Annotated in this window: 15 protein-coding genes; 13 read left to right on the top strand and 2 right to left on the bottom strand. The window is 73.5% G+C overall.

The window, feature by feature from the left end:
• The first annotated feature begins 46 nt into the window (after positions 1-46).
• From ACIA5G_RS31210 to ACIA5G_RS31255, 10 genes are all read left to right on the top strand, one after another.
• Positions 47-577 carry a MarR family winged helix-turn-helix transcriptional regulator gene (locus ACIA5G_RS31210; protein WP_395929618.1) on the top strand — a complete coding sequence of 177 codons (531 nt, stop codon included), beginning with the start codon at positions 47-49 and terminating at the stop codon, positions 575-577.
• 89 nt (positions 578-666) lie between these two features.
• Entirely contained in the window at positions 667-1,290 is a 624-nt protein-coding gene (gene pgsA, locus ACIA5G_RS31215; protein ID WP_395929620.1) for a phosphatidylinositol phosphate synthase, read from the top strand.
• On the top strand, positions 1,287-2,204 hold the full coding sequence (locus ACIA5G_RS31220) for a phosphatidylinositol mannoside acyltransferase (protein WP_395929622.1): 918 nt from the start codon (positions 1,287-1,289) through the stop codon (positions 2,202-2,204). Before pgsA ends, ACIA5G_RS31220 begins: the two co-directional genes overlap by 4 nt.
• Positions 2,205-2,222: 18 nt before the next feature.
• A complete protein-coding gene (locus ACIA5G_RS31225; RefSeq protein WP_395930324.1) occupies positions 2,223-3,368 on the top strand; it encodes a glycosyltransferase family 4 protein in 1,146 nt (381 codons plus the stop codon).
• Positions 3,365-3,847, top strand: coding sequence for an NUDIX hydrolase (locus ACIA5G_RS31230; RefSeq protein WP_395929624.1), 483 nt, complete (start codon positions 3,365-3,367; stop codon positions 3,845-3,847). Before ACIA5G_RS31225 ends, ACIA5G_RS31230 begins: the two co-directional genes overlap by 4 nt.
• A 1-nt stretch (position 3,848) precedes the next feature.
• Complete coding sequence (locus tag ACIA5G_RS31235; protein WP_395929626.1) at positions 3,849-4,127, top strand: hypothetical protein; 279 nt, start codon at positions 3,849-3,851, stop codon at positions 4,125-4,127.
• Complete coding sequence (locus ACIA5G_RS31240; RefSeq protein ID WP_395929628.1) at positions 4,124-4,381, top strand: hypothetical protein; 258 nt, start codon at positions 4,124-4,126, stop codon at positions 4,379-4,381. The genes ACIA5G_RS31235 and ACIA5G_RS31240 overlap by 4 nt, the downstream gene beginning before the upstream one ends.
• 32 nt (positions 4,382-4,413) lie before the next feature.
• The gene (locus tag ACIA5G_RS31245; RefSeq protein WP_395929630.1) at positions 4,414-4,680 is read left to right on the top strand and encodes a hypothetical protein; all 267 of its coding nucleotides are present in this window, start codon (positions 4,414-4,416) and stop codon (positions 4,678-4,680) included.
• Positions 4,681-4,699: 19 nt separating this feature from the next.
• Positions 4,700-5,203 (top strand): XdhC family protein, encoded by a 504-nt coding sequence (locus tag ACIA5G_RS31250; protein ID WP_395929632.1) that lies wholly within the window; start codon positions 4,700-4,702, stop codon positions 5,201-5,203.
• A gap of 56 nt (positions 5,204-5,259) precedes the next feature.
• A complete protein-coding gene (locus tag ACIA5G_RS31255; protein ID WP_395929634.1) occupies positions 5,260-6,123 on the top strand; it encodes a class I SAM-dependent methyltransferase in 864 nt (287 codons plus the stop codon).
• 41 nt (positions 6,124-6,164) lie between these two features.
• Here the strand turns inward: ACIA5G_RS31255 and ACIA5G_RS31260 are convergent, their stop codons facing one another.
• The gene (locus ACIA5G_RS31260; protein WP_395929636.1) at positions 6,165-8,273 is read right to left on the bottom strand and encodes an elongation factor G-like protein EF-G2; all 2,109 of its coding nucleotides are present in this window, start codon (positions 8,271-8,273) and stop codon (positions 6,165-6,167) included.
• Between the two features lie 130 nt (positions 8,274-8,403).
• On the opposite strand from ACIA5G_RS31260, the gene ACIA5G_RS31265 reads away from it, so the two are divergent.
• The 3 genes from ACIA5G_RS31265 to pdxS all read left to right on the top strand — a co-directional run bounded on the left by ACIA5G_RS31265 (position 8,404) and on the right by pdxS (position 11,882).
• Positions 8,404-9,852 carry an FAD-binding oxidoreductase gene (locus tag ACIA5G_RS31265; RefSeq protein ID WP_395929638.1) on the top strand — a complete coding sequence of 483 codons (1,449 nt, stop codon included), beginning with the start codon at positions 8,404-8,406 and terminating at the stop codon, positions 9,850-9,852.
• Positions 9,853-9,884: 32 nt separating this feature from the next.
• On the top strand, positions 9,885-10,868 hold the full coding sequence (locus ACIA5G_RS31270) for a DUF5937 family protein (RefSeq protein WP_395929640.1): 984 nt from the start codon (positions 9,885-9,887) through the stop codon (positions 10,866-10,868).
• 90 nt (positions 10,869-10,958) lie between these two features.
• Positions 10,959-11,882, top strand: a complete 924-nt coding sequence (pdxS, locus tag ACIA5G_RS31275; protein ID WP_395929642.1) for a pyridoxal 5'-phosphate synthase lyase subunit PdxS — start codon at positions 10,959-10,961, stop codon at positions 11,880-11,882.
• A 4-nt stretch (positions 11,883-11,886) separates the two neighbouring features.
• Here pdxS and ACIA5G_RS31280 read toward each other — a convergent pair whose 3' ends face one another.
• Entirely contained in the window at positions 11,887-12,222 is a 336-nt protein-coding gene (locus tag ACIA5G_RS31280) for a cupin domain-containing protein (protein WP_395929644.1), read from the bottom strand.
• Positions 12,223-12,234: the final 12 nt, after the last annotated feature.

Below are 12,234 nucleotides of genomic sequence, written 5' to 3' on the forward strand. Positions count from 1 at the left end.
ACCGGCAAACCCTAATTGAGTGTTCAACCGAGGGTATGATGGGGGTATGTCCGAAACTCGATGGCTCAGCGACGACGAGCAGCGCGTCTGGCGTGAGTTCAACATGGCCACCCGCATGCTCAGCGCGCACCTCGAGGGTCAGCTGCAGCACGACTCGGGCATGCCGCACACCTATTACGAAGTCCTCGTGGCCCTCTCGGAAGCGCCGGGCCGCCGGCTCCGGATGAGTGAGCTCGCCGACGCGCGGCAGGCGTCGCGAAGCCGTCTCTCGCACGCGGTCGCGCGCCTGGAGGCCAACGGCTGGGTGCGCCGCGAGGCCTGCCCGACCGACAAGCGCGGCGCCTGGGCCGTCCTGACCGAGGCGGGCTTCGCCGCGCTCGAGGCCGCCGCGCCCGGGCACGTCGAGGCCGTCCGGGAGAGCCTGTTCGACCCGCTGACGCCGGAGCAGGTGGCCGCGCTGGGTGAGATCAGCACCGCGATCCGCAACCAGCTCTCACCGAAGTGCGCCGCCGCGCAGGCCCAAATGGACGCCGAGGCGTTCGCCGGCGAGGTCGTCCGGCTGCCGAAATCCGGCTGACGCGGGGCGGCGCGTCGGGTTCACCGGGACGGGTCGATAGGCTGCCATCGCCCACCCGACCCTCGTAGCCAGGTGCCTCAGACGATCCGATGCTCAATATCTTCGCGCGTGCCTCCGTTTCCCGCGTCACCGATCCGATCGGCCAGGCGCTGGTCCGCGCCGGGCTGACCCCGAACGTCATGACCGTGTTCGGCACTGCCGGCGCCGTCGTCTGCGCTCTTTTCTTCTTCCCGACCGACCACCTGCTGTGGGGCACCTTCACGGTGTGGGGCTTCGCCATGCTGGACCTGCTCGACGGCGCCATGGCCCGGGCCCGCGGTTACGGCACCCCGTTCGGCGCGGTGCTCGACGCGACCTGCGACAGGCTGGTCGACGGCGCCCTGTTCGCCGCCATCGCGTGGTGGTGCTTCGTCGTCGACGACAACCGCCCGGCCGCCGCCGCGGCGCTGCTGTGCCTGGTGCTCGCCCAGGTCATCTCCTACGTCAAGGCCCGCGCCGACGCCTCGGGCCTGCCCGTCGACGGCGGCCTCGTCGAGCGCGCCGAGCGGCTGATCATCGCGCTCGTCGGCACCGGCCTGCACGGCTTCGGCATCCCGTACACCGTGGACGTGACGCTCTGGCTGCTCGCCGTGCTCTCGGTGATCACCCTGCTGCAGCGGACGGCCGCCGTGGCGAAGGCGGCCCGCGAGGCCGCCGGGGAGCAGCCGGCATGAGCAGGCTGACCGAGCGGCTGAGCAGCTTCGGCTACGCGGCGGGCTGGCGGCTGGCCGGCTGGCTGCCCGCCGGGTTCGGCGGCACGGTCTTCTCGCTCGGCGCCGACCTCGCCGTCCGGCGTGACGGCGACGGCGTGCGGCAGCTGCGCGCGAACCTCGCCCGCGTGGTGCCGCAGGCCGACCCGGTCGAAATGGACGAGCTGGCGCGCCGGGCGATGCGCTCGTACGCCCGGTACTGGCACGAGACCTTCCGGCTGCCGGTGATGGACCACAAGGCGGTCAGCGGCAAGGTCGCCGCGTCGATCACCGGGGTGGAGAACCTCGACGCGGCGCTGGCCGAGGGCAACGGCGCGGTGATGGCGCTGCCGCACAGCGGCAACTGGGACATCGCCGGGGTCTGGCTGGCCGACTACCTCGGCGGGTTCACGACCGTCGCCGAGCGGCTGAAGCCCGAGTCGCTCTACCGCCGGTTCGTCGCCTACCGGGAGTCGCTCGGCTTCGAGATCCTGCCGCTGACCGGCGACAGCTCGGCGATGCGCGTGCTCCTGAAGCGGCTGCGGGAGAACAAGGCCGTCTGCCTGCTCGGCGACCGGGACCTGACCAGCAGCGGCATCCCGGTGAAGTTCTTCGGCGAGCCCGCGCGGATGCCCGGCGGGCCCGCGCGGCTGGCCGCCACGACCGGCGCGGCGCTGATCCCGGCCGGCTGCTGGTTCACCGAGGACGGCTGGCAGATCCGGCTGCACCCGCGGATCCGGGTCACCGCGCGCGCCGAGGTCCCGGCCGCGACCCAGGCGCTGGCCGACATCTTCGCCGGCGACATCGCCGCGCACCCGGCCGACTGGCACATGCTGCAGAAGTTCTGGCCGGCCGACCTCGAGGCCGCCGAGCGGGTCAGCCTCGAAGAAGCGAGCTGACGCGTGGCCGCGCGGGGAATGCGGGTCGGGATCGTCTGCCCCTACTCGTTCGACGTGCCCGGTGGGGTCCAGGGGCACGTCATCGACCTGACGAAGGCGCTGCTCGCGCGCGGGCACCAGGTGTCCGTGCTCGCGCCCGCCGACGACGACGCGGACCTGCCGCCGTTCGTGCACCCGGCCGGCAAGGCGCTCGGCATCCCGTACAACGGCTCGGTCGCCCGCCTGCAGTTCGGCCCGGTGTCCTACGCCCGGGTGCGGCGCTGGATCCGCGACGGCGACTTCGACGTCCTGCACCTGCACGAGCCGGCCGCGCCGAGCCTTTCGCTGCTGGCGCTGCTCATCGCGGACGGCCCGATCGTGGCGACGTTCCACACCGCGACGACCCGCTCGCGCACGCTGTCGGCGTTCCAGCCGGTGCTGCGGCCGCTGCTGGAGAAGATCACCGCGCGGATCGCGGTCTCCGCGCTGGCCCGCCGGGTGCAGGTGGAGCACGCGGGTGGGGACGCCGTGGAGATCCCCAACGGTGTCGACGTCGAGTTCTTCTCCTCGGCGACGCCGCTGCCGGGTTACCCGCGGGCCGGCGGCACGGTCGGGTTCGTCGGCCGGTTCGGCGAGCCGCGCAAGGGCATGGGTGTGCTGCTGGAGGCGCTGCGGCGGATCCTGCCGGAGTTCGAAGACCTGCGGCTGGTCGTCGTCGGCCGCGGTGACGAGGACCAGCTGCGCCGTGACGCCGGTCCCGAGCTGGCGCCGCACCTGGAGCTGCTCGGCCAGGCCGACGACGACGTGAAGGCCCAGGCGCTGCGCAGCGTCGACGTCTACTGCGCGCCGAACACCGGCGGCGAGAGCTTCGGGATGATCCTGACCGAGGCGATGGCCGCGGGCACCCCGGTGCTGGCCAGCGGGCTCGACTCGTTCCGGCGGGTGCTCGACGACGGCCGCGCCGGGATGCTCGTCGAGACCGGCGACCCGGCCGCGCTCGCCGACGGGCTGCGCGAGCTGCTCGGCGACCCCGCGCGCCGGGTGTCGCTGGCCGCGGCGGCGGGGGAGCGGGTCACGATGTTCGACTGGTCGGTGGTGGCCACGCAGGTGTTGCGCGTCTACGAGACGGCCATCGCGGCCGACCCCCGGCGCGTCGCGGCGCCGGAGCGGGAGTTCGCCCGGTGAACGTGCTCGGCTGGCTGCTTCCGGTCCTGGCGCTGGTCGTCGTGCTGGGCGGGCTGTTCCTGCTGGCGACGGCGAACCGGCTCGACCGGCTGCACGTCCGCACGGACGCCGGCTGGGCCGCCTTGGACGCGGCGCTGGCCCGCCGGGCGGTCGTGGCGCGGGCGGTCGCGGTGGTGCTGGGCGATACCGCCCTGCGGATGTCGGCCGAGCGCGCCGAAGCCGCGCCGCGGCCCGACCGTGAAGCCGAGGAGAACGAGCTGACGCTGCACCTGAGCCGCGTCGACCGGGCCGGCCTGGCCGCCGAGCTGGCCGAGGAGCTGACCGACGCCGAGCACCGGGTGGTGATCGCCCGCCGCGTCCACAACGACGCCGTCCGCGACACCCTGCGGCTGCGGCGGCGGCGGAAGGTGCGCTACTTCCGGCTGGCGGGCACCGCGCCGCTGCCGGAGTACTTCGAGTTCGCCGAACCGGAGGTGTGACGTGTGGTGGGTGATCGTCGAGGAGCAGCGCGGCGGTGGTGACGGGCGCACCTGGGAGGTCACCAAGACGAAGCCGGCGGGCGGCGACCGGGCCCACGCCGACGAGGTGGCGCGGCGGCTCGCGTTCGAGCACCGGCCCGTGCACCCGTCGACGGTCAAGGAACGGAAGGTCCTGCGGGTCGGCGATGGTTACCTCGTGATCGCGACCGGCCGCACCGCGACGTTCCACTTCCGCGTGACCCTCGGGGAGACCGTCGCTGAACCGGAGGTGCGAGCGTGACCTGGTGCGTGGTCGTCGAAGAGCAGCGCGGAACCGGTGACGGCCGGACCTGGTCGCTGTCGGAGACCTTCTCCTTCCCGGACCAGGAGGCGGCGGAGGCCGAGGCGTTGCGGCTCGCGCGTGAGTACCAGCCGGCTTACCCGTGGTCGCCGAAGTCGCGGCGGGTCCTGCGGGCCGCGGGTGGGTACCTGGTGATCGTCGACGGCCGGACCTCGACGTTCCACTTCCGGCTGACGGTCGCCGAAGAAATCTGAAACCCGGCGGCCCCGGCCCGCGTCGGACCGGCATGAGTGCGACGTGGTGGGTGGTCATCGAAGAGCAGGGTGGCGTGGGCGACGGCCGCGGCTGGTCGGTCGCGGAGGCGACGCCGTACCCCGACCGCGAGAGCGCCGAGGACGACGCGTACCTGCTGGCCAAGCAGCACCGGCCCGCGCACCCGTGGTCGCCGGTCGGGCGGACGGTGCTGCGCGTGGCCGGGGGCTACCTGGTGCTCGTGAAGGGCAAGACCGACCTGTTCCAGTTCCGGGTGTCGCTGGGCGAACAGGTCCGCTGAACCGGGGCACAATGGCGGCATGAGCGAGACCTGCGACGTCGCCCACGGCACGGCTCCGGCGGACCCGGCCACGCGGACCCTGGTGGCGGTGTTCGCCTCCCCGGTTTCGCGGTACCTGCTGAAGTTCGCGCGGGACCTCGGTTTCCACGTCGCGCTGGTCGAACCGGACGCCGCGCGGGCGACCGACGTCCCGGACGGGATCGAGGCCGCGACAACGCCGGCCGCGCTCGACGGGACCGCGGACGTCGTGGTGACCGACCACCACCGGCCGGAGCTCGGCGACGTCCTGAAGGCCGCGCTCGACCAGTCGCCGCGGTGGATCGGCGTGCTCGGCAACCCGCGCCACCCGGGTCCGCACGTGGCCGCGTTGCAGGGGCTCGGCGTGCCGGACGCCGAGATCGCCCGGGTGCACCGGCCGGTCGGGCTCAACATCGGCTCGCGGACCCCGCCGGAGATCGCGCTGGCCACGCTCGCCGGCCTGCTGGCCGACCGCAACGGCCGCCCGGGCGGCTTCGACTTCTGAGCGCCTCGTCCCACTGGCGGTTCCTCGCCGCGGGCCGGTTCCCTAGCGTCGTCCTCATGGTCACGGCTGCCCAGGCTCAGGCGAAGTACGACCGGATCGCCGATCGGTACGAGGAGATCTTCTTCTACGTGGGCGACATCGGCGCCCGGCTCGCCGCGTTCGCCGGCCCCCGGCCGGGCTCGCGGGCCCTGGACATCGGGGCCGGCCGCGGCGCTGTCGCCCGTGCCCTGCTGGCGCGCGGTTGCGTGGTGACGGCGATCGACGCCTCACCGGAGATGGTCGGCCGGCTCACCGCCGACCACCCGGAGCTGACCGCCCGCACGATGGACGCGGCCCGCCCGGATTTCCCCGACGGCGCGTTCGACCTGGTCACGGCGGGGTTCGTCGTGCAGGTCCTGGACGACCCGGCGGCCGTGCTGGCCCAGGCCCGGCGGATGCTGGCGCCCGGCGGCACGATCGCGCTCTCGCTGGAGCGGCAGTCGGTGGGCCGGCTGGGCTGGTTGCAGGAGCTCAGCGCCGAGTTCTTCGCGCCGGACTCCCCGGCCGAGCCCGAGCCCGAGTCGCAGCCGGAGCCCGAGCCCGAGCCGGACGCGGGGCCGATGGACGCGGACGGCCTCGACACGCTGCTGACCGCGGGGGGATTCCGCGATCTGGCCCGCGAAGACGTCGAGATGCCGTTGCCGCTCGAAGGACCGGACGCGCTGTGGGAGTGGCTGCAGCCGCGCGGCGGCACCGAGCTGGTCGCCGCGCTCGGTGAGCGGGCCGGCGAGTTCCGCGCGCGGTTCCTGGACGGCGCCCGCACGATGGCCGAGGACGGCGTGATCACCCTCGACTTCGCGGCCACACTGCACCGCGCCCGCCGCCCGGACCGACCGCCGACCGGACGACACGCGTACCCAGCCGGACGACACGGCGGCTGAGCCGGCCGTTGCCTTGTCGTCCGCCCGGGTACGCGGGTCGGCTAGTGCACCGCCATCCCTTCCGGCATCGGCTCGAACCGGGCGTGGCGGCGGGTGAACGTCGCCGTGCCGGAGCTCATCGAGCGCAGGTCGATGAGGTAGCGGATCAGCTCGGTCGCCGGGACCTCGGCGCGGATCATCGTCCGGCCGCCGTCGCCGGCCTCGGTGCCCAGCACGCGGCCCCTTCGCGAGGAGAGGTCGCCGAGCACGGTGCCGAGGTGCTCGTCCGGCAGCCGGATGGCCACTTCTTCGAGGGGCTCCAGCATCGTGAGGTGCCCGTTCGCCGCGGCCTCCCGCAACGCCAGCGCGCCGGCGGTCTGGAACGCGGCGTCGGAGGAGTCGACACTGTGCGCCTTCCCGTCCACCAGCGTCACCTTGACGTCGACCACCGGGTGGCCGTCGGCCAGCCCGCGCTGCAGCTGCGCCCGCACCCCCTTCTCGACACTCGGGATGAACTGGTGCGGCACCGACCCGCCGACGACCTTGTCCACGAACTGGAACCCGCCGCCGCGCGGCAGCGGCTCGACCACGATGTCGCAGACGGCGAACTGGCCGTGCCCGCCGGACTGCTTCACGTGCCGGCCGTGGCCCTTGGCGGGCTTGCCGAACGTCGTGCGCAGGCTGATCTTCACCGGTTCGGTGTCGACGTCCGCGCCACCCGCGCGCAGCCGCGACAGCACGACGTCGGCGTGGGCCTCGCCCATGCACCACAGCACCAGCTGGTTCGTCTCGGCGTTGCGGTCGAGCCGCAGCGTCGGGTCGCCGGCGACGAGCCGGGACAGGTTGCGCGCCAACGTGTCTTCGTCGCTGCGGGTCTTCGCGACGACCGCGACCGGCAGCAGCGGCTCCGGCATCGCCCACGGTTCCATCAGCAACGGCTCTTCGGGCGAGGAGACGGTGTCGCCGGTCTCCGCCGACCCGACCTTCGTCAGCGCGCAGAGGTCACCCGCGACGCAGTACGGGACTTCGCGCAGGTTCGCGCCGAGCGGGGAATAGAGGTGCGCGACGCGCTCGTCGGCGTCGTGGTCCTCGTGGCCGCGTTCGGCGAGACCGTGCCCGGACACGTGCACCGGCCGCTCGGGCCGCAGTGTCCCGGAGAACACCCGGACGAGGGACACGCGGCCGACGTAGGAGTCGACGGCCGTCCGGACGACCTCCGCGGCGAGGGGGCCCGCGGGGTCGGCGGAGATCGCGGCGTGCGGTTCGCCGTCCGGCGTGGTGACGTCCGGCGGCTCGTGCTCCAGCGGTGAGGGGAACGCCCGGACGATCCCGTCGAGCACCTCGGCCAGGCCGATCCCGCTGGTCGAGCAGACCGGGATGACCGGGTGGAACGAACCGCGCGCGACGGCGGTTTCGAGGTCGGCGATGAGGGTCTCCTCGGCGATCCCCTCCCCGCCGAGGTAGCGGTCCATCAGGGACTCGTCCTCGCTCTCGGCGATGATCCCTTCGATCAGCTCGTTGCGGGCCTCGGCCATCCGTTCCAGGTCGGCCGGCTCGGGCTCGCCCACCTTCGGCGGGTGCCCGGCGGAGTAGTCGAAGTACCGCTGGGTGATCAGCCCGACCAGGCCGGCGCCCGCGGGCAGGTACAGCGGCAGCACCCCGGCGCCGAACGCGGCCTGGCAGGCGGCGATCTCGGCCATCGTGTCGGCCCGGTGGTGGTCGAGCCGGGAGACGACGACCGCGCGCGGCATCCCGACCGCGGCGCACTCCTCCCACACGGCGATCGTCGCCGCGTCGACCCCTTCGGCCGCGCAGACGACGAACAGCGCCGCGTCGGCCGCCCGCAGCCCGGCCCGCAGCTCGCCGACGAAGTCGGCGTAGCCCGGCGTGTCGATCAGGTTGATCTTGTGACCCCGGTGCAGCACCGGCGCGACCGAGAGGCCGACCGAGCGCTGCTGGCGGACCGCGGCCGGGTCGTGGTCGCACACCGTCGTCCCGTCGACCACCGAGCCCGCGCGCGGGACGGTGCCGGACGCCGCGAGGAGGGCCTCCGTGAGGGTCGTCTTCCCCGAGCCGGACGGGCCGACGAGCACCACGTTGCGGACCTTCGCGGGGTCGTCCACAGCGACGGCGGCCCCGGTGTCGGCGTTCTTGGCCTGTTTGTCTGCCATGACGACTCCTCGGCGAACGGCTGGTGTACGGGATGTGTCCTCGATCACACACCCGCTACCCTGGTCACGGCAAGGCAAGGGTCCCGGGACCAGCCGAATGCCCGGGGAGCATGGGGCCAGGGGGAGTGTCATGACGGTGGACAGGCGGACTTTCCTGCGGATTTCCGGGGCGGTTCCGGTGGCGGGCCTGGCGGGCTGGCCGCCGCCGGACGACTGGGAGCGGCTGCGCCGCCGGCTGTCCGGGCCGCTGTTCCGGCCGGGCGACGCGGGTTATCCGGAGGTCAAGCAGGTCTTCTTCACGATGTACGACGACCGGATGCCGGCCGCCGTCGTCGGCGCGGCGTGCGTCGAGGACATCCAGGCCGCGATCGCCTTCGCCGCTCGGCACCGGCTGCCCGTGGCCGCCCGCAGCGGTGGGCACAGTTATCCCGGCTATTCCACTGTGGACGGCGGGATCGTGGTGGACCTGAGCCGGTTCTCGGGGATCGAGGTGCGCCCCGACGGCCGCGCGGCGATCGGCGCCGGGGCCCGGCTGGGGCCGATCGCGACCACGCTCGCGGCGGCCGGCCGGGTGCTGCCGGCGGGCAGCTGCGACACCGTCGGCATCGCCGGGCTCGCCCTCGGCGGCGGGGTCGGGGTGCTCGACCGGAAGTACGGGCTGACGTGCGACCACCTGGAGGCGGCCCGGATCGTCACGGCCGACGGCCGGCTGCGCACCGTCTCGGCGACGGCGGAGCCGGACCTGTTCTGGGCGCTGCGCGGCGGGGGCGGCGGGAACTTCGGCATCGTCACGGGCTTCACGTTCCGGACCGTCGCGGTCGCCGACGTCGCCACCTTCCAGCTGTACTTCCCGCCGGCCGCGGGCGCCGACCTGCTCGCCGCCTGGCAGGAGTGGCAGCCGGCCGGGCCGGACGAGCTGTGGTCGGGGATGGGGCTCGCGGCGAACGAAGCGTCGCTCGGCGGCACGTTCCTCGGTCCCGAAGCCCGGTTGAAGGAGCTGCTCGACGACCTGATCCGCCGGGTCGGCACCCCGCCGATCGACCAGCGGCGGCAGGTCATGGACCACCTGTCCGCCATGCGGTCGTTCGACGACCACGACTCCCGGCCGGGGGCCCTCGAAGCCCGCTACGCCTACACCGGGACGTCGCGGATGCTGACGCGGCCCGCCGCGGATCCGGGCGCGGTGGTCGAGGTCCTGACCCGCGACCCGGGTGTCCGCACCATCGTCGACTCGGCGGGCGGCGCCATCGCACGGGTCGGCGCCCGTGACACGGCGTTCCCGCACCGGAAGTCCCTGGCGAGCCTGCAGTTCCTGCACGGCGCGGCGCCGGAGGACGGCGGCGAGGCGGCAGCGCGGCGTTCGCTCGCCGCCGTGCGGGACGGGCTCGGGCCGGAGTTCGGCACCACCGGCTACGTCAATTACCTCGACCCGGAGATGCCGGACTGGGCCGAGGCGTACTACGGGGTGAACCTGCCCCGGCTGCGCGCGGTCGCCCGGAAGTACGACCCGCGAGGAATTTTCGCGTTCCCGCAAGGACTTTCCGCACCCCGCTCGACCGTCCACAAGGGAGAGTCTTAGGCTGACAGCTGTTCCGCGGCAGGAGGCAGCGCGTGCTCGACCTGGCATTCTCCACAGAGGACCTGGCGCACACCCGGTTCGCGTTCTCCCCGGCGTGGGAGATCGTGGCGAGCGTCCGCGTCCTGAACCAGCCGGGGGAGCACGCCCTGCACCTGCCGTGGGTCAAGCGGGCCACCGCGGCGCTCGACGGCGCCGGGCTGGACATCGGGCTGCTGCGCGAGCTCGTCCCGCTGCGGCACCTGCCCGGCTTCCTCGCCGGCACGCCGTCGACCCCGCTGCCCGAGCTGGCCGACGAGCTCGCCGACCTCCGCGACGTGCCGGCCCGCGTCGTCCGGCGTGAGCTCGACGCGATGTCCGGGCCGCGGTCGCCCGCGCTGAACCGCTTCCACCGCGATCCCGAAGCCGGGCTGGAGCGGCTCGCGACGCTGATGGAGCGGTACTGGGACCTCGTGCTCGCCGCCGACTGGCCGCGCATCCGCGCGCTGCTCGAGGCCGACGTGCTGCACCGGTCGCGGCTGCTGGCCCACGGCGGGGCCGCCGAGCTGTTCAACGACCTCACGCCGCTGGTCCGCTGGCAGGGCGGCACGCTCACGGTGGCGCACCGCCACCTGCACGCCGCCGTGCCGCTCGACGGGCGCGGCCTCGTGCTCGTGCCCTCGGCGTTCGTCTGGCCGCGGGTGTTCTCCAAGACCGACCCGCGCTGGCAGCCGGTGCTGCGCTACCCGCCGCGCGGGATCGCCACGCTGTGGGAGACCGGCACGGCCGCCGCGCCCGGCGCACTGGCCGCGGTGGTGGGCCGCGGCCGCGCGATGCTGCTCGCCGAACTGGCCGCACCGGCGTCCACCTCGGAGCTCGCCCGCCGGACGCAGCTCACCGCGGGCGCCGTGTCGCAGCACCTGGGCGTCCTCAAGGCCGCGGGCCTGGTCAGCGGGCATCGTGCCGGACGTCACGTGCTCTACGCACGCACGGAAGCTGCGGAAGTCCTGGTCGCCGGGGTGCCGAAAGTGGACTCCTGAGATTGCCGCGCACTGGCCTGCCTGAAGGGTCCACCACCGACCTACCCTCGGACCGGTAACCCCCGGTTCATCGTGTGGAAAGGCCCCGTCGTGTCCGAGCAGCAGCCCAGCCCCCAGAACGGCACCGTCCAGTCGGTCACCGGCACCGCCAAGGTGAAGCGCGGCATGGCCGAGATGCTCAAGGGCGGCGTGATCATGGACGTGGTCACCGCCGAGCAGGCCAAGATCGCCGAAGACGCCGGCGCGGTCGCGGTGATGGCGCTGGAGCGGGTGCCCGCCGACATCCGCGCCCAGGGCGGCGTCGCGCGGATGAGCGACCCCGACCTGATCGACGGCATCATCGAGACCGTCTCGATCCCGGTGATGGCGAAGGCCCGCATCGGCCACTTCGTCGAGGCGCAGGTGCTGCAGTCCCTGGGTGTCGACTACGTGGACGAGTCCGAGGTCCTCACCCCGGCCGACTACGCCAACCACATCGACAAGTGGGCGTTCACCGTGCCCTTCGTCTGCGGCGCGACCAACCTCGGCGAGGCCCTGCGCCGGATCACCGAAGGCGCGGCGATGATCCGCTCCAAGGGTGAGGCCGGCACCGGCGACGTCTCCAACGCCACCACGCACATGCGGCAGATCCGCGCCGAGATCCGCAAGCTGACCTCGCTGCCGGAGGACGAGCTGTACGTCGCCGCGAAGGAGCTGCAGGCGCCGTACGAGCTGGTGCGCGAGGTGGCCGAGAAGGGCAAGCTGCCGGTGGTGCTGTTCACCGCGGGCGGCATCGCCACCCCGGCCGACGCGGCGATGATGATGCAACTCGGCGCCGAAGGTGTGTTCGTCGGCTCCGGCATCTTCAAGTCGGGCAACCCGGCCCAGCGCGCCGAGGCGATCGTCAAGGCGACGACGTTCTACGACGACCCGGACGTGCTCGCGAAGGTTTCGCGCGGCCTGGGCGAGGCCATGGTCGGCATCAACGTCGAAGAGCTGCCGGAGCCGCACCGCCTGGCCGAGCGCGGCTGGTGACGTCCTAGCCCTCCGGGTAGAAGAGGAACAACGTGCAGCCGGTTCTGGTGGCGGGCACGTGCCACGTTCCGGCCGGGGCGTGCAGGAACGTCCCGGCCGGGTAGTCGCGGGCGCCGTCGTTGAACGTGCCCGCGACCACGTAGACCTCTTCCGGGCCGGGCTCGTGGACGTCGCGGCGCGGCCAGGACGTGCCCGGGTCCATCTCGAGGACGTTGGCGTGGGCCCCGGCCGGGCTCGTCCACAGTGGACGTAACCGGATGCCGGGGAAGACTTCGCGGACAGGGGCGTCTTCGACGGACACGGACGTGTAGCCCGCTTGGGCGAGGATCTCCGGGTGCATGCCCCCACGGTG

This window comes from Amycolatopsis sp. NPDC051758 (assembly GCF_044453095.1).
GTDB lineage: Bacteria > Actinomycetota > Actinomycetes > Mycobacteriales > Pseudonocardiaceae > Amycolatopsis.